Consider the following 21,655-nt stretch of genomic DNA (forward strand, 5'->3'; position numbering starts at 1 on the left):
GCCGGCGTACTGAGATCTCGTTCTTCAGTGCTTCATCAATGTCAATGTTCCACCCATGAGCTTCCAGTCGAGGACATTCGCCTCGAAGCTGGCTCTGGACTCGATCGCCGAAGCGAGCGAGTCAGATGCTCCTTAGAAAGGAGGTGATCCAGCCGCACCTTCCGGTACGGCTACCTTGTTACGACTTAGTCCTAATTACCAATCCCACCTTAGACAGCTCCATCCACAAGGGTTAGGCCACTGGCTTCGGGTGTTACCGACTTTCATGACTTGACGGGCGGTGTGTACAAGGCCCGGGAACGTATTCACCGCAGCGTTGCTGATCTGCGATTACTAGCGACTCCGACTTCATGAGGTCGAGTTGCAGACCTCAATCCGAACTGAGACCGGCTTTTTGGGATTCGCTCCACCTTACGGTATTGCAGCCCTTTGTACCGGCCATTGTAGCATGCGTGAAGCCCAAGACATAAGGGGCATGATGATTTGACGTCATCCCCACCTTCCTCCGAGTTGACCCCGGCAGTCTTCCATGAGTTCCCACCATTACGTGCTGGCAACATAGAACGAGGGTTGCGCTCGTTGCGGGACTTAACCCAACATCTCACGACACGAGCTGACGACAACCATGCACCACCTGTATACCGACCTTGCGGGGCGACTGTTTCCAGACGTTTCCGGTATATGTCAAGCCTTGGTAAGGTTCTTCGCGTTGCATCGAATTAATCCGCATGCTCCGCCGCTTGTGCGGGCCCCCGTCAATTCCTTTGAGTTTTAGCCTTGCGGCCGTACTCCCCAGGCGGGGAACTTAATGCGTTAGCTGCGACACGGAGACCGTGGAATGGTCCCCACATCTAGTTCCCAACGTTTACGGCATGGACTACCAGGGTATCTAATCCTGTTCGCTCCCCATGCTTTCGCTCCTCAGCGTCAGTTACGGCCCAGAGATCTGCCTTCGCCATCGGTGTTCCTCCTGATATCTGCGCATTCCACCGCTACACCAGGAATTCCAATCTCCCCTACCGCACTCTAGTCTGCCCGTACCCACTGCAGGCGCGAGGTTGAGCCTCGCGTTTTCACAGCAGACGCGACAAACCGCCTACGAGCTCTTTACGCCCAATAATTCCGGACAACGCTTGCACCCTACGTATTACCGCGGCTGCTGGCACGTAGTTAGCCGGTGCTTTTTCTGCAGGTACCGTCACTTTCGCTTCTTCCCTGCTAAAAGAGGTTTACAACCCGAAGGCCGTCGTCCCTCACGCGGCGTTGCTGCATCAGGCTTTCGCCCATTGTGCAATATTCCCCACTGCTGCCTCCCGTAGGAGTCTGGGCCGTGTCTCAGTCCCAGTGTGGCCGGTCACCCTCTCAGGCCGGCTACCCGTCGTCGGCTTGGTGAGCCGTTACCTCACCAACTACCTGATAGGCCGCGAGTCCATCCTTGACCAAAATTCTTTCCAACCGCAGGAGATGCCTCCACGGTTCGTATCCGGTATTAGACGTCGTTTCCAACGCTTATCCCAGAGTCAAGGGCAGGTTACTCACGTGTTACTCACCCGTTCGCCACTGATCCAGAGAAGCAAGCTTCTCTTTCACCGTTCGACTTGCATGTGTTAAGCACGCCGCCAGCGTTCGTCCTGAGCCAGGATCAAACTCTCCGTAAATGTTTATTTGCACGGACGCAAGCGTCCGGCACATTTTGTGTACCGTCCCACCGGAATGGGTAGGAGCAGTACGAGTTCGAAACTGACAGAACAAATCATTACTGACTTGCTTTGTTGTTCAATATTTATTCCAAAGGAATCTCACGACCCGCCGACCGAAGTCGGCGTCTGACTTGCGTCAGTGATGTTGACTAATGTCACCACAGTCACGAGGTTTTTGGCATTTGACATTGTGCACGCTGTTGAGTTCTCAAGGATCGGGCGCTCCCGCCGATCAGCCTTTCGGCAGCCGTTCGGGGCAACTTTTCTACCTTACCACTTCTCTTCGCTGTGTCAAATTCGCTTCCGCTTGTCAGAGTTAGATAACTCAGCGACAAGCGAGTGGGGCATTTGACATGCTCCGGAGTGGATTTCTTACCTTAGCCAAGTGAGGCGATCACTACAAGAGGATCAGCGTATTAGGCTTTGGATTTTGTGGCTGCTACTTGGGGTTCGGAGCTGAGCATCCGAGTGATTTTGACTCACTCGCTGCTTCCCGCTTTCCGTTCCGCTCGGGGCAACAAGGAAGACATTACGTGGGTCCTGGGGGTCTGGCAAATTGCGCCCGCATCCCGGGCGTGTCGCGGCCGAGATCCGCGGAAACACGCGGATGTCGAGCCGTCGGGGCCGATGAGCCCCGATGGCGCCACCCACCTAGGAGGTGCGCAGGACCCGCTCGTACACGGCGATCATCCGCTCGGTCTGGGCGCTCTGACGCAGCCCATCCCCCGTGTTTCCGGGCATCGGGCGGAGCGTGCCGGTCCGAATGGCCGTGGACACCTCGGCGAGGGTCTCCGCGAGAGCGGCGATCGACCCATCGCGCGGCTGCCAATGAGAACCGGCCGGCAGCTCCCCCGCCACGGCCGGGTCGCTCACGATCGAGCGGGTGCCCATCACCGTCGCTTCGAACACCGTCATGCCCTGCGTCTCGAAGCCGATCGACGTCTGCACGAGTGCGTCGGCCGCACCCATGGCGCGCAACGACTCCCGGTAGGGAACCCGGCCGGCGAACACCACGCGGTCCCCCAGACCGTGACGCTCGACGAACGCGCGTGCCTTGGACAGGAGGAGGCCGGCGCCGTAGAGACGGAACTCCGCGTCCGCACCCGAGAGACGGACCGCCTCGAGAAACTCCATGAGACGCTTCTCGGCACTCATCCGACCGATCCACAAGAAGACAGGCCGTCGCTCACCTGCCGGCACGACGTCCGCGTCGATCGTCGACTCCCCGCGCACCTCTTCCACGAGATCGTCGTCCACTCCCGTGGGGATGACGTCGATGGCGGTCCCCACGCCCTTGCTCTCGAGGAGGGAGGCGAAGTGCGAGCTGGGCGCGACGAGGGCCGACGCGCGCTTGGCGAGCTCGTCGAGGAATCGCCACGCACTCGTGGGAAGCGATGATCGACGGGGCTTCAGGACCAGCCCCTGCGCCCACACCATCGCGCGGACCGCGAGCCGCGGGAACGGCACGACCTGCTCGATACCGAACTCCATGTGGTTGTGGAAGGTGTGGACGACGGGGAGTCCGTGACGTTCGGCGAAGCGGTACCCGATCGCGGCCTGCCAGAAGTCGGCCTGCACGTGGACGACGTCGACGGGGGCTCGGGACGCCATCGCCCGGTCGAGAGCCGCATCCGACCAGCGCCCGGGGAGCGATGCCGAGTACTCGCGATCGAGGGTGATCGGGATCGATCGGGTGTCCACGTCGTGCGGGTCCAGCCGGTGTGGCGCATGCATGCGCGGTGCGCAGACCGTGACCGCGTGACCCGCGCGCTCGAGGAACTTCGTCTGCAACCGGATCGACACCTGCACGCCCCCGGCCGATTCAGCGTGCTGGTCGCTCACGATCAGGATGTGCATGATCCCCCCAGGCTACGGGTGGGACCTCACACGGGAGGGGAGGCCGTGCCGGTCCCGCCGTTCCCCGCGGCGCGCACGGCTGCGCCTTCCTCGAGGGCGGCGATGAGGAGCTCCTGCACGTAGCCGAGCCAGTCGAAGAGTCCGCGGGCGAGCAGGTCGTCGTCGGACGTCTGCGCGGGGTCGGGCTCCTCGTCGAACGCGTTCGGATCGTCGACGACGCCCAGGCGCGCGGCGATCGTCAGTCTGAGATCGGTGAGATGGCGCAACCACGACCAGCCGGCCTCGGTGTCCAGCACGAACTCGGCATCGGATGAGGAGGGGACGGCGCCGGCGCCGGCGACCGAGGACGGGCTCGGATCGTCATCGCTCGCCGACGTGCTGGCGAGAGAGCGCTGCACCGTGGAGGCCGCGGCGACCTTGGCGGCGGCGAGGTCGGTGCGCGTGAAGCGACTGAACTCGGCCGAGGCGTCGGGGTCCTCCCGATAGGCGTCGGGGAAGAGCCGACCGATGGCCGGGTCGAGGCCGGCCGACGGCTCCGCCACGTCGGCGAGCATCTCGGCGAGCTGGCCAGACAAGGACAGGAGGATCCTCGTCTCCGCCGCGTCGAATCGTGCGAGGACGTCTCCGGCGTCCGTCACACCGAACGCGGTCATACGTCGGCCTTCGTGATGCTCGCCCAGAGCCCGTAGCCGTGCATGGCTTCGACGTGCCGCTCCATCTCCTCGCGATTGCCGGTCGCGACGACCGCCCGGCCGTCGTTGTGCACGAGCATCATGAGCCGCTCGGCCTCCTCCCGCGCGAAGCCGAAGTAGCTCCGGAACACGAACGAGACGTAGGACATGAGGTTGACGGGGTCGTTCCAGACGATCGTCACCCACGGGGAGGCGAATGCGGCCTCGTCCACGACATCGGTGTCCCGCGCGATGTCGGTGTCGGAGAGGGTCGTCGTCACCCCTCCAGCCTGTCACGCCGTGGGGTGCGATGCACGCCGATCAGCCAGCGTCCGCGAGCGGATGCGTTCCGGGTGATCGCCCAGGTTCGGACGCTACGATCGTCGGCGCAAGGGGAGTAATCCACCTCCGACGTCTTCGTCAGTACGGGCCCGCCGTCGGGTTCCCGGAGCGTCGGCCTTCGCAGCAGTCACCACACGGAACCGATCCGCATCCGTCCACGTCACATGACATGGGCGGGAAAAGATCCGCAACCGGTCGGTGTCGCTCGGGGGCGGATGAGACTTTGGTCACATCCGCCGACCCTTCGGAGCACTCTGTGAACGTCACCCCCACCATCTGGTTGATCACCATCGCGGTCACCATCGCTTTCTTCGTGTACGAGTTCTTCGCGCACGTCCGGAAGCCACACGAACCGACGATCGGCGAATCCGCTCGATGGTCGGCCTTCTACATCGGCCTCGCGCTCCTCTTCGGAGTCGGCATCGGCATGGTGTCCGGCTGGACCTTCGGCGGCGAGTACTTCGCCGGCTACCTCACGGAGAAGGCCCTGTCGATCGACAACCTCTTCGTGTTCCTCATCGTGATGAGCGGGTTCGCGGTGCCGAAGGCCTACCAGCAGAAGGTGCTGATGATCGGCATCATCATCGCGCTCATCCTGCGCGGCATCTTCATCGCCGTGGGCGCGACCCTCATCGACAACTTCTCGTGGATCTTCTACATCTTCGGCGCGCTGCTGCTCGTCCTCGCCTACCGCCAGGCCTTCAGCGACCATGAGTCCGACCCAGCCAACGGCCGCTTCGTGAAGTTCGCCCGCCGCGTCCTGCCGATCACCGACGACTACCACAGCGACAAGCTGTCGGTGAAGCTCGACGGGAAGTTCTTCTTCACCCCGATGCTCCTCGTGATCCTCGCGATCGGTGTCATCGACCTCGTCTTCGCGGTCGACTCGATCCCCGCCATCTACGGGCTCACGGAGGAGGCGTACATCGTCTTCACCGCCAACGCGTTCGCCCTGATGGGTCTGCGCCAGCTCTTCTTCCTCATCGGCGGACTGCTCGAGCGTCTCGTCTACCTGGCTCAGGGCCTCGCGGTCATCCTCGCCTTCATCGGTGTGAAGCTCGTGCTCCACGCGATGCACGTCAACGAACTCCCGTTCATCAACGGCGGCGAGCCGATGCTGTGGGCCCCCGAGATCCCGATCTGGTTCTCGCTCGTGTTCATCGGCCTGACGATCGCGGTCGCCACGGTGCTCAGCCTGCGGAAGACGCGCGGGGACAAGGTCGGCCGTCCCGACGACGACGCGACGCCCCCCGGCGGTGGATCCGCGGTGAGCTCGGGCTCCCACTGACAAACGCCCGCGTGAGGTGTCGCAAAACGTTGCCTGACGAGCCCGTCAGACAACAGATTGCGACACCTCACGGGTTTGTGGCGGGGGCTTCGGCGGGTAGACGAACGTCACGAGCACGACCGAGATCATCATCAGGAGATACCAGGCGACGAGCTTCGTGAGCGGGACGAGGGTCCACCCCGCCTCCTGATGCGGGTAGATCCAGGCGCCGGCGGCCGTCGCGATGTTCTCCGCGATCCAGATGAAGAGCGCCACCAGCAGGAACGCGAGCAGCACCGGCATGCGGAACGTCGAGCGGAAAACGCGGACGTGCATGGCCGTTCGCGCGTAGACCACGACGATCGCCGCGATGAGGAACCACCGGACGTCGAATACGTAGTGGTGGGTGAAGAAGTTCACGTAGATCGCGCCCGCGACGAGGGCGGTCAGCCACACCAGCGGATAGCGCGCGAACCGCAGATCGAAGAGCCGGTACACCCGCACCATGTAGGACCCGACGGCCGCGTACATGAATCCGCTGAAGAGCGGGACCGCCCCGATGTGCAGGACACCGCCGTCCTCGTAGCTCCACGAACCCACGCTCGTCTTGAACAGTTCCATGCCCGTGCCGACGACGTGGAAGAGCACGATCACCCAGAGTTCCCGGCCGGATTCGAGCCGGCCGAGCAGCATGCCCGCCTGGATGGCGACGGCGGCGAGCACGAGCAGGTCGTTCCGAGCGAGGGCCGCGTCGTCCGGCCACCAGAGCCGCGCGGCCACGATCACCGCGAGAAGCAGCGCGCCGAAGACGCACGCCCACGCCTGTTTCGCACCGAAGACGAGGAACTCGACGAGCCGTGCGCGGGCTCCGGTGGTGGAGGAATCGCTGAGGAGGCGGTGTGCGAGGGCGTCGATGCGTTCCTCGACCGGGGTGTATCGCGTCATGGTTCCGCCCCCACCGTCCCGAGTCCGTCCCCCACGATCCGTCAGGATATCCGGTCGCCCCAGGGGCGGACGCTCATGACGGACGCGGCGTGGACAGCGTGACGGTGAACTTCGCGTTGCGGGCGATCTGGCGGGTGGGGCCGACGTGGCGTTCGAGGGCTGCCCGATAACCGAGCGGCGTGTTCCACACGGTCCAGAGCTCGCCGCCGGGAGCGAGCACTCGGCCCGCTGCGGCGAAGAGCTTCTCCGCGATACCGGCGTGCACCGTGTTGCCCATGTGGAACGGCGGGTTGAGCAGGACGAGGTCGATCGAGCCGGCGGGGATCTCGGAGGCAGCGTCGTCGCGCACCACGCGCACGCGATCGCCGACACCGTTCGCGTCCGCCGTCGCCCGCGCGGAAGCGACCGCTGCCGCGGACTGATCGCTCGCGATCATCGACAGATCCGGACGCCGCTTCGCCACGAGGGCCGCGATCACTCCGGTCCCGCACCCGAGGTCGAGGGCGGTCCGGGCTCCCTCCGAGAGCCGGTCGATGTGCTCGAGGAGGAAGCGTGTGCCCACGTCCACACGCGCGCCGGCGAACGCCGATCCATGCGCCACGACCTCCACGTCGAGGGACTCGTCGCGGCGCTGCCGAGGCCACGGCGACTCCTGCGTCTCCGCCCGCGGCGAGCGCGCCACGAGCACGCGCGACTTCTGGCGGGCGAGGCTGGCCTGGACATCGCCGAAATGCCGCGACAGGACCTCGTTCATCGCGAGGGTCATGTGCTTCACACGTCCCCCGGCGAAGAGGACGACATCCGGGTGCGCGTGCCGCGCGACGAGCCCTGCGATCTCGTCGAGGGCATCGAGGGATCGTGGGAGCTGCAGGAGCACCACGCGGGCTCCGTCGACGAGCGCCGCGTCGAGCCCCCCGACGACGAGCTCGCCCTCAAGGCCGAGCCGCTCGGCGTTGCCCCGGATCGCGAGCTCCCCGGAGAGCGCGTCCTGCTGCACCCGCACCCGCCGAGCGCCGTGCAGGGCGATGGCACCGAGGGAGAGAGCGCCGTAGTCGTCACCGATGACGGTCAGCTCGCCCGGCTCGATCCCGGCGAGCGCCGCGGCGGACTCGTCGAGCACGAGACGATCGCTCGCATCGAAGGCCTGGAGATTCGGGGCCTCCACATCGGGGAACCGGCGGAGGGCGGTGAAATCGAAGGGCATCCCCTCAGGGTACTTCGGACACCGGTCGTCGCAGGGGCCGGCCCGTCGTCAGTCGGTGTCGAGGCCGGAGGCGAACGTGCGCGACCGGGTCAGGAGTCGATCGAGGTAACCCGTGACCGCACGCACGTCATCGTCGGTCCAATCGGCGAGGAGCTCGTCCATCATGGCGTCGCCGGCGTCGAAGAGGTCTCGAGCGACCGCCTTCCCCGCGTCGGTGAGCACGAGATCATGCGCGCGCCCGTCCGCCTCGTCCCGGTGCCGATCCACCCATCCCCTGGCCTCGACCTTCGCGACGGCCTTGCTCACGGTGGGGGCTCCGGTCCCGAGGAGGTCGGCGAGAGCCGATCCGCGGAGGGGCCCGCGGAAGCCGAGGGTCCACAGCACCCGGACCTCCATCGCCGAGAGCCCGTGCTCCCGGATCCCGGGGAGTCGCCGGCCGAACGCCGGATCGGACCAGATGCCCTGGAGATCGGTGAGCAGGCCCACGAGGTCGGAGCGATAGTGCATCTCGTCCGATCCGGCCATGGCAACACGGTACCTCCTCGATATCCTTTCCATGGGAAACCTTTCGTATGCCATTCCGGCGCACGAAAGCGCCAACCACCGACGTTCGAAGGAGAACATCATGACCCGCACCCATGTCGTCACCGGCGCCGCATCCGGAATCGGACGCGCCACGAGCGAACTGCTCACATCGAGGGGGGACACCGTGATCGGCGTCGACCTGCACGACGCCGACGTGAACGTCGACCTCACGACCGAGGACGGCCGAGCCACCCTCGTCTCGGAGGTCGAACGACTGAGCGGGGGCCGGCTCGACGGCATCCTCGCGATCGCGGGGCTCTCCGCCCCGATCCCGGCGACCGTCGGAGTGAACTACTTCGGCATGGTGTCGACGCTCGAGGGCCTCCGACCACTCCTCGCGGGATCGTCCGCGCCGCGCGCCGTCGGCGTGGCCTCCATGGCGAGCCTCCACCCGGCCGACGACGAACTCGTCGACCTCCTGCTCGCGGGCGACGAGCCCCGGGCTCTCGAGCGGAGCACCGTTCTCGCGGGTGACCCCACGACGGGCCACCAGATCTACTCGTCGAGCAAGCAGGCGTTCGCGCGCTGGATCCGGCGGAACGCGACGACCCCGGCGTGGGCCGGGGAGAACATCCCCCTCAACGCGATCGCGCCCGGCGTCATCGTCACGGCGATGACCGAGCCGCTCCTCGCGACCGAGGAAGGACGCGAGCAGATCCGGCAGAGCGTACCCATGCCCCTCGGCGGTTTCGCGGACGCGAACGTGCCGGCGCGACTGCTCGCGTGGCTCGTGAGCGAGGAGAACTCCCACCTCTGCGGGCAGGTCGTGTTCGTGGACGGCGGCAGCGACGCCGTCATCCGCGGCGACTCCACCTGGTGATCGGCGACCGGGCGACCCGTATTCAGGAGCGACCGACCCCACACCCCGTGAGATCGTGACGTGACGATGGCCCCTCCAGAAGGAGGGGCCATCGTCACGAGCCGGACCGGACCGTCAGCCGCGCCGCTTCCGTCGAGACAACACGAACGCAACCGCTCCTATCGCCAGCAGGACGAGCGCCACACCGACGATCCCGGCGACCTCCGTGCCCGTGATCGCGAGCGGATCGTCGTCGCCGTCGGCAGCCCCGTCATCCCCTGTTCCGCCGCCGGGCGCGCCGTCTCCGGGAGGCTGCGGGGACGCCCCGTCGTCTCCGTCTCCCGGTTGGGACGGCCCGGGACTCGGTTCGGGCTCCTCGGCATCCGCCAGGACGATCGGGAAGTACCAGGCGTTCACACCGTCGCCCTCCCCCGTGCCGGCGGCGAGCGCCGTTGACTCGTCGCTACCGGCCTCCGCGAAGGACAGCATCAGCGAGCTGTCCTCGGAGAGGCGGGCGAACGCCTCATCGGACAGGTCGACACTCACGGTCGACGCGCCGACCGCCACGGGCACATCCACCGATCCGAGGAGCCGCCCTCCCAGGCTGTCCCCCCAGGGCGGGGCGGCGCCGTCGCTCTCGGAACAGGCATCGAAGCCGTACTCGTCGTCAGGACAGCTCGACGTCCAGACCGGCGTGAACCGGGCGTCGCCATTCCAGAGGAACGCGGACACCGACCCGGCCTCGGTCGACTCGACGTCGATCGAGACGGTGCCGTCGGCGATCGTCACGTCGCCCACCGTGAGGGCGTCACTCGGCTGCACCCCGGAGATGGTCCCGCCCCTCACCGCCGACTGGTAGATCGTCTGCGGAGATTCGACTCCCCTGAGCGCGGTGTCCGGGATGATCGCGTCCGGCGCCTCGGTCGCCCGATCGGCCGGCGGCTCATACCCCTCGAGGTAGGCGTGACCCCACCGGGACGGTTCGGACTGCTGCGACCCGAACGCCGACCAGGCCGTCCGCGTCTCACCGATGAAGTCCTGCGTGTCGGAATCGTACGGAGTGAGGTTCAGCCCCATGTACGCGGGGTCGACGTCGTTCACCTCGGCGGAGCCGGACGGCGCCGTGCTCGTGGGACCGACCGCGGCGGGCAGATCCGCGAGCGGGATCTCGATCTCGACCGCGTACCCTCCTCCGACGTACGCCCCGGCGGAGTCGCGATCCACGGCCACGGCCACCTGGACGCCCGGCGCGTTGGGAGCGGCTTCGATCGTCTCGGCGAGAGGACCGGTGGAGAAGCCCTGGTGGTTGTCGGCGTCCCGCGACCAGCACGGTCCGTCCTCGCCGTTGCCGTTCGCTCCGGCGGGGTCGTCCGTGAACGGGAAGACGCCGAGCTTGAAGGTGGGCGACGTGTCGATCGAGTCGCCGCGCGGATCGATCAGCAGCTCGACGGAGTCGGTGAGCCAGTGCCCGAAGCAGCGCTCCGGCGTGGCCGCGGCTCCAGCGATGTCATCGGACACGCGGAGGTAGGCGAAGAGGGAGTCCCCTGACCAGCCGACCTTCGCGTAGCTCCCGTCACCGCAGTCCACGCCCGCCGGCTCGCACGCCGCACCCTCCCAGACCGCGGACAGGTCGAGCTGCGCGTCTCCGTAACCCGCGTCGACGCCATCGACGTCGGGAGCGGCGACGAGCTCGGGGATCGAGACGGACGGGACGAGGTAGAGGCTCATCGATTCGGTCGAGTCGCCGGCCGAGGATTCGGTGGTCGCGGTGATCTGCTCGATCGAGCCCCCTGCGGCCGTCGGGTCCTCGTGCGTGAGGACGAAGTCGACACGGCCTGTCTCGCCCGCGGGCAGATCGACGAAGGGCTTCGATGCCGCATCGACGGCGAAGCCCGCGGGGATCGCGAGTTCCACGGTCCCCGACGCCGGACCGCTCGAACGGTTGGTCACGTCGACCGAGGTGGTCATCGACTCGCCCGCGCCGATCTCACCGGTGGGGACGGAGAGTCCGGCGACGTAGGCGCCGGTCTCGTCGGTCCACGCGTCGTACTCGGCGGCGGTGCCCGTGCGGACGAAGCGACCGTCGATGGGGGAGACGAGCTGGACACGCGTGTCGTTGTACGCGGTGACGTCGCCGCCCGCGAATCGAGCGGCGATCCGGTACCGTGCGGCCGTCGCGTCGGCCGACGGCGTCACGGTGAAGTCCACACTCGCTCCCGCCGTGTCGATCCCTCCCGTCTCGACCGGGGCGGACACCTGCCACCCCTCTGGTACGTCGAGGGAGAGCTGGCCCGCCGGCAGGGTGCCGGCGCCCGATCGGGCCGTCACGGTCACCGCGAAGGGCTCGCCGGCTGCACCGAAGTAGTCCTCGGCTTCCAGATAGAACAGCGATCCGAGCGGCATTCCCCCCGGATCCGCGATGGTCGCACCGTAGAAGACCGCCTCGTCGTCGGCTGCCCCCTCGGATCCGTTCGGCTGCATCGGGACGAGCGACTCGGATACGCCGTACCTCTGGCACGTCGCGTCCCACGGCGTCTTCTGCATGACACGCGCCTGCGTCGGGTGGGCCCTGCCGCCCTCACGTCCGACCTGCGCCCACGTCTTGGCGGCACCCGCGGGTTGTCCCGCCGTGTTGCCAGCCGCCCACGTGTAGGGCGACTCGAATCCCGTCCAGGTGCCGACGACGGTGAAGGGGTTGTCGGCCGCGGGGACGAACCCGTCCATGCACCGCGGGGCGGCGAGACCACCCTCTCCCGTCGTCAGCCCGCCGGCCAGGATCTTCTTGACCTGCCACGGTTCGACGGCACCGACGCCCGAGAGCTGCTCGGGGAAGCGCGTCGGATCGGCGGCCGCGGCGGCCGCCTCCCACACCATGCGGCCCTGGGCGTACTGGTGGTTGCCGTGGCCCGCCGCGAGCGACGGCGTTCCACCGACGAGGATCTCCGGCTGGGTCTCGCGCAGGATGCGGACGGTGCGCCGGAGGGTCTCCTCGGCGTCCCAGACCTGGGCGGTCAGCGGAGCGGAGGTGTTGTAGTAGAAATCGACCCGGTCGAGGTTGAAGATGTCGACGGTGCCAGACCTGATGTGGGACGTGCGGTCCTCGTTCTCGCGGCGGAGCCCGAGGTCCGGTCCGGACTCGGGTCCGACGGAGTTCGAGCCGCCCTCGCCCCTGGTCGCCATGATGATGCCGCAGCGGATCCCGTAGAGGTCGCTCCACACACCGCACGGGGTCGTGAAACCGGCGTCGTCGTCCGGGTGGGCCCAGATGCCCATGACGTCGATCTTCTCGCGATCGGTCTCGGTGGCCACCGATGCATCACCGACGGTGAGGACGGGGTCGGGGGCGGCGAGAGCAGCCTGCGGGGCGAGGAGACCCGCCGCGACGATGAGTGACGCCAGCAGTCCGGCGTGTGTGCGTTTCATTGCGCCTCCGAAAGGATGTCGAAGCCGTCCGGCGCGACACTGCGGCGGGGGCGTGGCGCCAGGTTACTCACCAAGTCGCGCACCGACAAGCACTAGCGCGCGTTTTTAATCATTAATGCGCATGAGCACGCAGTCAGGAAACTCGTCGCGCTGCAGAGCGGTCGAGCACGAGGGTGACGTCGGAATGGAGATGGAGTGCCGAGGCGGGCAGCTCCTCCGTCGGATCCGACGAGAGCAGGCGCGCGACGATCTCGGCCTTCGCCTCACCCATGGCGACGACGACGAGCGCCCGGGCGCGGAGGATCGTCGCGATGCCCTGGGACACGGCCGAGGCCGGGACGCGTTCCGGATCTCCGTCGAAGAATCGGGCGTTGTCCCGTCGCGTCGAGCTCGAGAGCCGCGCCACGTGGGTCCCCTCGGAGAACGGGGTACCCGGGGCGTTGAACGCGATGTGACCGTCCGTGCCGATGCCGAGGATCTGGACGCCGACACCGCCGGACGCGGTGATCGCCGCGTCATAGGCCCGGCATGCCCGCTCGAGGTCGGGGGCGTCCGGATCGGGGCCATGAACCATGCCGGCGTCGATGCCCATCGCCTCGGTGAATTCGCGCCTGATGACCCGGGCGTACCGCTCGGGGTGGTCCGGCGGCAGTCCCACGTACTCGTCGAGGAGGAAGGCATGGCTCGAGCGATACGGGCTCGCCGGGTCCTGCCCGTGTCGACGGATCAGTTCGGCGTAGGCGGGCCCGGGCGACGACCCCGTCGCGAGGCCCAGGACGCGTTCGCTGCGATCGATCACGGCGGCATCGATGAGGTCGGCGGCCGCGACACCCACGGCCTCGCGGTCCGGCAGCACCCGCACGTCGATCACTCGCGCACCGCGCCCTCGATCATGCCCGAGATGAAGTGCCTCTGCAGGAAGACGTAGACGATCACCACTGGGAGGGCGACGAGCACGGCCCCCGCCGCGAGCAGCGCGGTCCCCTGCGTGTACTGGCCCTGGAAGAAGGCGAGCCCGAGCGGTGCCGTGCGCACTGCTCCGCTCGGCGACATGACGAGCGGGATGAGGAACTCGTTCCACGTCCACATGAAGGTGAGCAGGACGAGCGTGAGGATCGCCGGTCGCCCCATCGGTACGAGGATCTGACACAGGATGCGGAAGGATCCGGCACCGTCGAGCCGGGCGGCCTCGATGATCGCGAGGCTCGACGAGCGGAAGTACGCGCGCATCCAATAGGTGCCGAAGGCGATCGACATCGCGGCCTGCGGCAGCGCGACCCCCCACACCGTATTCGTCAACCCGACGGAACGCATGTCGAAGTAGAGGGGCACGATGAACGCCTCGGTCGGCACCATGATGCCGAGGAGGAAGAGGGCGAAGAGGATCCCGGAACCTCGAAACCGCATGATGCCGAAGGCGTAACCGGCCAGGATGGAACACGTCACGGCGATGACGACGACGATCAGGGCGACGATCACGGACGAGGTCATGTACTCCGAGAAGCGACCGATCACCCAGGCGTCGGCGAAGTTCTCCCAGTGGAGCCCGCCGCCCTCTCTCGCCACCGAGGCGCTCTGCGGGCCGAACGCGAGCGACACGATGACGCCGATCGGCCCGAGCACGACGAGGGCGAAGAAGACGAGCACGATGTAGTTCGTGGCGCGCTCGAGCGCGGACACCTTCACGATCGGTCTCCGATGCGGTTGATGACGGTCGTGATGAGGAGGACCACGATGGTGAGGACGATGCCGACCGCCGCCGCGAGGCCGACGTCGCCGATCTCGAAGGCCCGGCGGTAGATCTCGTAGCTCGGCACCGTGGTCGAGGTACCAGGCCCGCCCCGCGTGGTGACGTAGACGAGGTCGAAGGTCTTGAGCGCGGCGATGATCGTGAGCGTGAGGGCAACGGTGATCTCACCGCGAACGGCCGGCAGCGTGACGGCGAAGAACTCGCGCACGGAGTTGGCGCCGTCGAGTCGTGCAGCCTCGTACTGCTCCCGGGGGATCCGCCCCATCCCGGCGAGCATGAGCACGATCACGAGCCCCGTGGCGACCCACGTGCCGACGAGGCCGACGGCGGGGAGAGTGAAGGTGTAGTCCCCGAGCCACGGCCGGGTGAGGTTCCCGAGCCCGAGGGCGCGGAGCGTGCCGTTCAGCACACCGTCGGGGGCGTAGATCTGCCGCCACGCCACCGCGACGACGACCATCGCGATCACCTGCGGCAGGAAGAGGACCGTGCGGAAGAAGCCGAGTCCCTTCACCGTGGAGCGGTTGAGGACGGCCGCGACGAGCAGGCCGATCGCGAGCGGGAGGATCGAGAAGAAGAAGATGAGGACGAACGCGTGGCCGAACGCCTCGAGCAGCTGACCGTCCTGGAAGACCCTGACGTAGTTGTCGAGGCCGACGAACGTCGACTCCCCGATGCCGTCCCAGTCGAAGAACGAGAACTGCGCGGCGCGCGCGATGGGGAACAGCAGGAACACGCCGTAGACGAGGAGCGCCGGGGCGAGGTACGCGTACGGCACCCACGCCCGGCCGGAGAGCCGCGTGGCCCTCCGGCCGGGCGCGATGCCGCTACTCATCGCCGGAGGCGAATCCCGCGTAGTCGGCCTCGAGCTGCTCGGAGAACGCCTCGGCGTCGACGCGACCGTCGATGAGGTCCTGCAGGCTCTGCCCGAGGGTGTCCCCGAAGGTCGGGGTCGCGTAGTCGAGGTACGGGAGCAGGTCTCCCGATTCCGTCACCTCGCCGAAGACCGTGTAGATGTCCGCGAGCACGCCGCTCTCCGGCGCGAGTTCGGCCGTGCGGTTGACCGGGAGGTTGCCCGTCTCGGCGAGCACGTCCATGGCGTCGTCACTCGTGATGAAGTCGATGTAGGCCGCCGCGACGTCGTTGTTCTCCGCCGCCGAGGTGATCGTGAAGGGCAGGCCCGTGCCGCCCGTGGTCGCGATCGAGCCGTCGTCCCGCGTGGGGGCGAAGAATCCGACGTCGTCGCCCATGGCGTCCTCGAGGTCGGGGGCGACCCAGGATCCGGCCATCAGGAAGGTGCCGGCGCCGGCACCGAAGGCCTGCCAGGCCGCGTCGTAGTCCGTACCGTTCACACCCTCGTTGAAGTAGCCGGCGTCGACCCAGCTCTGCAGCTCGTTCGCCGCCTCGACGTTCTCCGGCGTGGTCCAGGAGGCGCCCGGGTTGCCGAGACCGAGCGATGTGATGTCGGCGGCGTCCACGAACTGGCCCTGGATGGGTCCGAAGACGTGGCCGGCCGGCCACTGGTCGATATTGCCGAGCTGCAGGGCCGGCTCGTCCTCGGATGCGGCCTCGACGGCCGAGGTGAAGTCGGACCAGGTCTCGGGCACCTCGAGGCCGAGAGCCTCGAGCTTGCTCTTCGAGTAGTAGACGCCGACGACCTCGCCGACCTGCGGGAGACCGTAGAGCTCGCCGTCGCCGAACGTCGTCGCGTCCTCGCTGTAGGTCGAGTACTGCAGGACGTTCTCCGAGTAGCGGTCGAACCAGCCGTACTCGTCCGCGTAGTCGTCGAGCGGGCGCAACTGACCGGCCTCGACGAACGCGCCCATCGAGTTGCGGCCGTTGTTGGCCTGCACGACGTCGGGGGCGTCGGTGTCGGTGAGCGCGAGCCGCAGGGTGGTGCCGAGGTCCTCGAACGACTGCGAGTTCCGCTCGATCGTGATGTTCGGGTACTTCTCCTCGAAGGCGGCGTTGAGCTGCTCCATCTGCTCGTTCTGCCCGCCGCGCACCTCCTGGTCCCACACCGTGAGCGTCATGTCCTCGACGCCGCTGATGTCGGTCGAGATGTCGCCGGTCTCCTCGTCGCCCGAGGACGAACCGCCCGCGCCGGGCGCGCAGGCCGCGAGGGAGAGGACGAGCAGGCCGGCGCCGGCTCCCGACAACAGGGTCCGAGATCGTTTATTCATGGCTGTGGTTCCCTTCCGAGCGGGTGGGTGGTGCTGAGGGGGTCTGGGTGTCGCGGCCGATCGGCTCGACGACGACGTCGTCCGGCCAGTGGAACGTCGCGTCGGCTCGCCGCACGACGGCGGCCGGGTCCGAGGGGAGGACGTCGTCCAGGAAACGGTAGCGGGACGAGAGCTCTCGATCGCCGTCGGCACGGTTCCTCGACCACCAGTCGGCGATATCGCCCCAGCCGGGCGAGGCGAGCGAGCCGCCGAACTGCTGGACGGCGAGCGCCGAGCACAGCGCGGAGAAGGACAATCGCTGGGCGAGCGGCCATTCCCGGAGCGTGCCGAGCACGAACGATGCGGCGAAGACGTCGCCGGCTCCCGTGGCGTCGAGGAGGGTGACCGGGACGCGCGGCACGCGCGCCTCTTCCCCGGTGGAGGAATCGATCGCGATCGCGCCGTCCTCACCGCACGTGACGACGACGAGGGGCACTCGGGCGGAGAGCGAGCGGGCGGCCGCGAGCGGTGAATCCGTCCGGGTGTACGCCATCGCCTCGACCATGTTGGGCGTGAAGGCGTAGCAGGAGCTCAGCGGATCGAGAGTGGCGGTGTCCCACACGCCCGTCGCATCCCACCCGACGTCGGCGAACACCCGCGTGCCCGACGCGGCGGCCACACGCCACCACTCTTCACGGGGCCCTTGCGACGCCATGCCGCTCAGCTCGGCGAAGGCCGCGCCTGCCGACAGGGGTTCCGCGAGGAGCTCGTCCGCCGAGATCGGGCTGTCGTGGCCGTGCGTGATCATGCTGCGGTCACCGTGCTCGGCGATCGAGACGGTCACGGCGGTGTGCCAGTCCTCGAGGGAGCGTGAGCGGCGGAGGTCGATGCCCTCGTGCTCCTCGAGCACCTTCCAGCACCAGCGTCCATAGGCGTCGTCCCCGAAGGTCGAGGCGAGGGCCGTCCGAAGACCGAGTCGGCTCGCGGCGACGGCGAGGTTCGCGATTCCGCCGGGGCTCGATCCCATCCCGTCCGCGTACACCTCGGTGCCGGGAGACGGGGGCGAGCTCAATCCTGTGAGCACCATGTCGAAGAACAGTGACCCCGCGAGCACGACGTCGACCTCGGGGCCTGCGGTGCTCGCATTCATGGGGAATCCTTCGACATCGAGTGGAACCGTATGAGTGATCATCATGGTTAATGATCGGAGGTGCGTCAAATCATGCTCGAAAGTGACTGATATGCTCGGCGCCATGCTCACAGCGACGCGCCAGGCGAAGATCCTGGATTCCCTGCGCACGGACGGCGAGGTCTCCGTCGAACTCCTCGCGGGCCGCTTCGGCGTGTCGGCATCGACGATCCGCCGCGATCTCAACTCGCTGAGCGCGGACGGACTGCTCCGTCGCGTGCGGGGTGGTGGCAGCGTCGAGCAGGACCGGGTCCCGTTCGACGAGATCCAGCGCGTGCGTAGTGCGGAGAAGGAGAGCGTCGCCCTCCGCGCGGTCGATCTCGTGTCCGACGGAGACGTCGTCCTGATCGACATCGGCACCACGACCGCGCTCCTCGCCCGGCACTTGCGCGGTCGGCACATCACCGTGGCGACGTCGAGCCTCGCGGTCATCGACCAGTTGAGGGACGACGACGACGTCGAACTCATCGTGCTCGGCGGGGCCGTGCGCAAGAACTACAACTCGATGGTCGGCGTGCTCACCGAGCAGGCCCTCGCGCAGATCCGAGCATCCATCTGCTTCCTCGGTACGAGCGGCATCCGCCCGGACGGGACGGTGCTCGATACCACCGGTATGGAGGTCCCCGTGAAGAAGGCGATGATCGAATCGTCCAACCGCACCGTCGTCCTCGCCGACTCCTCCAAGTTCCCGGGCGTCGGGTTGCTCAACGTGTGCGGCCCCGATCGTCTCGACACCGTCATCACGAACGCCGACGCGGACGCCGCGACGCTCGACGTCCTCCGTACCGCCGGCGTGGAGGTGCTCGCCGCATGAAGCTCACGATCATCGGAGGCGGCGGCTTCCGCGTGCCCCAGGTCTTCGAGGCCGTCGCCGCCGCAGGCGCCCCCGTCGTGATCGACGAGCTCTGCCTCTACGACACCTCGACGGCGCGGCTCGGAACGATCGGTGCCGTGATCGATCAGCTCGCGGAGACGACGGCCCGCCACCCCCGCATCACGACGACCGACGACCTCGACGAGGCCCTGACGGGTGCCGACTTCGTGTTCAGCGCCGTGCGCATCGGCGGGACGGAGGGGCGCATCATCGATGAGCGCACGGCTCTCGACCTGGGTGTGCTCGGCCAGGAGACCGTCGGTCCCGGTGGGCTCGCCTACGCCCTGCGCACCGTGCCGTTCATGACGCGGCTCGCCGAGCGCATCAAGACCGTCGCGCCCGACGCGTGGGTCATCAACTTCACCAACCCCGCCGGGATCGTCACCGAGGCGATGCGCGCCGTGCTCGGCGACCGCGTCGTGGGCATCTGCGACACCCCCATCGGGCTCATGCGCCGTGCCGCGGCGGCGTCCGCACCCCTCGCCGTTCCGGGCGAGGGGACGGTGTCGTTCGATTACGTGGGCCTCAACCACCTCGGCTGGCTGCGGTCGCTCGCCATCGACGGCGTCGACGTGCTGCCCGCGCTCCTCGCCTCCGACGAGGCGCTCGTCGACATCGAGGAAGCCCGCCTCATGGGCTTCGACTGGGTGCGCGCGATCGGCGCCCTGCCGAACGAGTACCTGTACTACTACTACTTCGGTCGCGAGGCGGTGGAGCGTATCTCCGCGACCGACGAGACGCGGGGCGAGTTCCTCGACGCGCAGCAGCGGGGCTTCTTCGACGCCCCCGGGCCCGATCCGCTCGCCTCGTGGCTGCGGACGCGCCACGAGCGGGAGTCGAGCTACATGGCGGAGAGCCGGCCGGAAGGCGAAGAGGGCGAACGTCAGGCGTCCGACGTCGACGGGGGCGGCTACCAGCAGGTGGCGCTCGACCTCATGGCCGCGATCGCGACCGGGCGGCGCTCGACGATGATCCTCAACGTCGCGAACGCCGGACTCGTGCCCGCGCTGCCGGACGACGCCGTCATCGAGGTGGGCTGCACGGTCGACGCGGACGGCGTTCACCCGTGGCCGATCGCGGACGTGACGGGCGAGATGCTCGGCCTCATGACGCAGGTGAAGTCGGCCGAACGGCTCGTGATCGAGGCGACGCGGACCGGGTCGCGCGAACTCGCGTGGCGCGCGTTCGCCGCACATCCGCTCGTCGACTCCGTGGGCGTCGCGAAGACACTCGTGCAGCACTACGGCGAGCGCTTCGACTCGATCGGTCGCTTGCTCGACGGTCGCTGAGCGAGCCGGTCAGGATCCCGGTCCCTGAGCTCGTCGAAGGGACGTTCCCCTTCCACAGAGCTGGGGACGCTTCGACAGGCTCAGCGACCGGGGGCGTCAGTCGTTGCCGTCGTCGTCCGCGGCGCGCTGCGAGAGAGGTCGCCACACGACGACCTCCGTGCGTCGCTGGGCGCGGGCGCCATGACGCAGCGGTACGACGTCGCCTTGCGAACCCGCCGCGAAGACGAGCCGACCCGACGCGCGGAGCATCTGGTCGGCGAGGGTGTGCTCGAGATCGCGCACACGCTTCGACAGGTCGCTCACCTGGTTCTCGAGCGCGAGGATGCGCGAGATCCCCTCGAGGCTGACACCCTCGGAGCTGAGCCGCGCGACCTCGCGCAGCTGGACGACGTCGCGCATCGAGTAGCGGCGCGACTTCCCCGCCGTGCGGGTGGGGCTCACGAGCCCGATGCGGTCGTACTGCCGCAGGGTCTGCGGGTGCATGCCTGCGAGCTCGGCCGCGACGGCGATCGCGAAGACGGGAGTGTCCTCATCCATCGGACCTCACCATCCCTTCGCGGCCGCCGCGCGGCCGTCTCGTGTGCAGTGCCGGGGCGTCAGCCCCGTGCGCGCTCGATCAGATCGACGCGCGGATTCTCGTGCGGCCCCACCTCGGCGAACCGTTCGAGGGCCTCGAGGGCCTCCGAACTGAGGTGGGACGGGACCGCGACCTGGACGACGGCGAGGAGGTCGCCGGTGCCCTTCGGCGCCTGGACCCCCTTACCCTTCACCCGGAGCACGCGACCGGACGGGGTACCGGGCGCGACGCGGAGCTTGACGGGCTCCCCACCGAGCGTCGGCACCTCGATGGTCGCGCCGAGTGTGGCCTCCACGAAGGTCACCGGCACCGCGACGCGGAGATTCAGCCCGTCGCGCTCGAAGACCGGGTGCTTGCGCACCGTCACCGTGAGCACGATGTCGCCGGCCTCGCCGCCGTCGGGCGAGGACTGACCCTTGCCGCGCAAGCGGATCTTCTGACCGTCCGAGACGCCGGCGGGGATCTTCACCTTGATGGTGCGACCCTCCGACGTCTGCAGACTCACCGTGTCGCCCTGCGTCGCGGTGATGAAGTCGACCGTGGTTGTCGCCGTGACGTCGCGACCCTTCGTCGGACCGCCGAAGCCCCGGTAGCCGCCGCTCGGCGTGCCGAAGCCCGCCGAGCGACCGCCGCCGCCGAACATGCCTCCGAGCAGGTCCTCGAAACCGGACTGCTGGTAGCTCGTCTGCTGCCCGCGGGCACCGCCGCCGAACATCCCGCCGAAGACGTCCTCGAAGCCGCCGTTGCCCGCGCCGCCGGAGCCCGGAGCCGTGAAACGCGCTCCGGACCCCATGGCCCGCATCTGGTCGTACTCCTTGCGCTGCTCGGCGTCGTTCAACACCGTGTACGCCTCGCTGATCTCCTTGAAGCGGGCCTCGGCGGCCGCGTCACCCGGATTGGAATCCGGGTGGAACTTCCGCGCCAGCTTGCGGTACGTCTTCTTGAGGTCGGCAGCCGAGACGTCCTTCGACACTCCCAGGACCTTGTAGAAGTCCTTGTCGAACCAATCCTGACTCGCCATCTG

The 21,655-nt window shown here is 67.7% G+C and carries 18 protein-coding genes and 1 rRNA gene; 4 read left to right on the forward strand and 15 right to left on the reverse strand.

The annotated features are described in order from the left end of the window. Positions 1-136: 136 nt before the first annotated feature. The 4 genes from ELQ94_RS09220 to clpS form a co-directional block, all read right to left on the reverse strand. Positions 137-1,658: ribosomal RNA gene (locus tag ELQ94_RS09220) — 16S ribosomal RNA — on the reverse strand. 693 nt (positions 1,659-2,351) lie between these two features. Next, positions 2,352-3,557 carry a glycosyltransferase gene (locus ELQ94_RS09225; RefSeq protein WP_127049383.1) on the reverse strand — a complete coding sequence of 402 codons (1,206 nt, stop codon included), beginning with the start codon at positions 3,555-3,557 and terminating at the stop codon, positions 2,352-2,354. Between the two features lie 26 nt (positions 3,558-3,583). Continuing rightward, on the reverse strand, positions 3,584-4,210 hold the full coding sequence (locus ELQ94_RS09230; RefSeq protein WP_127049385.1) for a DUF2017 family protein: 627 nt from the start codon (positions 4,208-4,210) through the stop codon (positions 3,584-3,586). Then, complete coding sequence (gene clpS, locus ELQ94_RS09235; RefSeq protein WP_243696976.1) at positions 4,207-4,482, reverse strand: ATP-dependent Clp protease adapter ClpS; 276 nt, start codon at positions 4,480-4,482, stop codon at positions 4,207-4,209. Before clpS ends, ELQ94_RS09230 begins: the two co-directional genes overlap by 4 nt. Positions 4,483-4,826: 344 nt before the next feature. Between clpS and ELQ94_RS09240 the strand changes: the two genes are divergently transcribed. Continuing rightward, positions 4,827-5,858, forward strand: a complete 1,032-nt coding sequence (locus ELQ94_RS09240; protein ID WP_208007597.1) for a TerC family protein — start codon at positions 4,827-4,829, stop codon at positions 5,856-5,858. A 45-nt stretch (positions 5,859-5,903) separates the two neighbouring features. Here the strand turns inward: ELQ94_RS09240 and ELQ94_RS09245 are convergent, their stop codons facing one another. The 3 genes from ELQ94_RS09245 to ELQ94_RS09255 all read right to left on the reverse strand — a co-directional run bounded on the left by ELQ94_RS09245 (position 5,904) and on the right by ELQ94_RS09255 (position 8,511). Continuing rightward, positions 5,904-6,782: a DUF817 domain-containing protein gene (locus tag ELQ94_RS09245; protein ID WP_127049391.1), complete on the reverse strand. Its 879-nt coding sequence runs from the start codon at positions 6,780-6,782 to the stop codon at positions 5,904-5,906. Positions 6,783-6,855: 73 nt separating this feature from the next. Then, a complete protein-coding gene (locus ELQ94_RS09250) occupies positions 6,856-7,986 on the reverse strand; it encodes a class I SAM-dependent methyltransferase (RefSeq protein ID WP_127049393.1) in 1,131 nt (376 codons plus the stop codon). A gap of 48 nt (positions 7,987-8,034) precedes the next feature. Further along, the gene (locus tag ELQ94_RS09255; RefSeq protein WP_166404704.1) at positions 8,035-8,511 is read right to left on the reverse strand and encodes a MarR family winged helix-turn-helix transcriptional regulator; all 477 of its coding nucleotides are present in this window, start codon (positions 8,509-8,511) and stop codon (positions 8,035-8,037) included. 100 nt (positions 8,512-8,611) lie between these two features. Here ELQ94_RS09255 and ELQ94_RS09260 point away from each other — a divergent pair, with 100 nt between their 5' ends. Further along, complete coding sequence (locus tag ELQ94_RS09260) at positions 8,612-9,391, forward strand: SDR family oxidoreductase (protein ID WP_127049396.1); 780 nt, start codon at positions 8,612-8,614, stop codon at positions 9,389-9,391. A gap of 114 nt (positions 9,392-9,505) precedes the next feature. On the opposite strand, the gene ELQ94_RS09265 is transcribed toward ELQ94_RS09260, so the two are convergent. The 6 genes from ELQ94_RS09265 to ELQ94_RS09290 all read right to left on the reverse strand — a co-directional run bounded on the left by ELQ94_RS09265 (position 9,506) and on the right by ELQ94_RS09290 (position 17,852). Further along, positions 9,506-12,793, reverse strand: coding sequence for a PIG-L family deacetylase (locus ELQ94_RS09265; RefSeq protein ID WP_127049398.1), 3,288 nt, complete (start codon positions 12,791-12,793; stop codon positions 9,506-9,508). 133 nt (positions 12,794-12,926) lie between these two features. Next, entirely contained in the window at positions 12,927-13,664 is a 738-nt protein-coding gene (locus tag ELQ94_RS09270; RefSeq protein ID WP_243696935.1) for a glucosamine-6-phosphate deaminase, read from the reverse strand. Then, on the reverse strand, positions 13,661-14,479 hold the full coding sequence (locus tag ELQ94_RS09275) for a carbohydrate ABC transporter permease (protein ID WP_127049400.1): 819 nt from the start codon (positions 14,477-14,479) through the stop codon (positions 13,661-13,663). Before ELQ94_RS09275 ends, ELQ94_RS09270 begins: the two co-directional genes overlap by 4 nt. After that, positions 14,476-15,375: a carbohydrate ABC transporter permease gene (locus ELQ94_RS09280; RefSeq protein WP_127049402.1), complete on the reverse strand. Its 900-nt coding sequence runs from the start codon at positions 15,373-15,375 to the stop codon at positions 14,476-14,478. Before ELQ94_RS09280 ends, ELQ94_RS09275 begins: the two co-directional genes overlap by 4 nt. Continuing rightward, positions 15,368-16,723, reverse strand: coding sequence for an ABC transporter substrate-binding protein (locus tag ELQ94_RS09285; RefSeq protein WP_127049404.1), 1,356 nt, complete (start codon positions 16,721-16,723; stop codon positions 15,368-15,370). Before ELQ94_RS09285 ends, ELQ94_RS09280 begins: the two co-directional genes overlap by 8 nt. After that, positions 16,716-17,852 (reverse strand): carbohydrate kinase family protein, encoded by a 1,137-nt coding sequence (locus ELQ94_RS09290; protein ID WP_243696936.1) that lies wholly within the window; start codon positions 17,850-17,852, stop codon positions 16,716-16,718. Before ELQ94_RS09290 ends, ELQ94_RS09285 begins: the two co-directional genes overlap by 8 nt. A gap of 91 nt (positions 17,853-17,943) precedes the next feature. On the opposite strand from ELQ94_RS09290, the gene ELQ94_RS09295 reads away from it, so the two are divergent. Further along, complete coding sequence (locus ELQ94_RS09295; RefSeq protein WP_243696977.1) at positions 17,944-18,705, forward strand: DeoR/GlpR family DNA-binding transcription regulator; 762 nt, start codon at positions 17,944-17,946, stop codon at positions 18,703-18,705. After that, positions 18,702-20,054: a 6-phospho-beta-glucosidase gene (locus ELQ94_RS09300; RefSeq protein WP_127049410.1), complete on the forward strand. Its 1,353-nt coding sequence runs from the start codon at positions 18,702-18,704 to the stop codon at positions 20,052-20,054. The genes ELQ94_RS09295 and ELQ94_RS09300 overlap by 4 nt, the downstream gene beginning before the upstream one ends. A gap of 96 nt (positions 20,055-20,150) precedes the next feature. Here ELQ94_RS09300 and ELQ94_RS09305 read toward each other — a convergent pair whose 3' ends face one another. Beyond that, positions 20,151-20,591 (reverse strand): heat shock protein transcriptional repressor HspR, encoded by a 441-nt coding sequence (locus ELQ94_RS09305; protein WP_127049412.1) that lies wholly within the window; start codon positions 20,589-20,591, stop codon positions 20,151-20,153. A gap of 59 nt (positions 20,592-20,650) precedes the next feature. Then, positions 20,651-21,652: a DnaJ C-terminal domain-containing protein gene (locus ELQ94_RS09310; RefSeq protein WP_127049414.1), complete on the reverse strand. Its 1,002-nt coding sequence runs from the start codon at positions 21,650-21,652 to the stop codon at positions 20,651-20,653. Between the last annotated feature and the right edge of the window lie 3 nt (positions 21,653-21,655).

Origin of the sequence: Labedella endophytica (assembly GCF_003990045.1) — a bacterium.
GTDB lineage: Bacteria > Actinomycetota > Actinomycetes > Actinomycetales > Microbacteriaceae > Labedella > Labedella endophytica.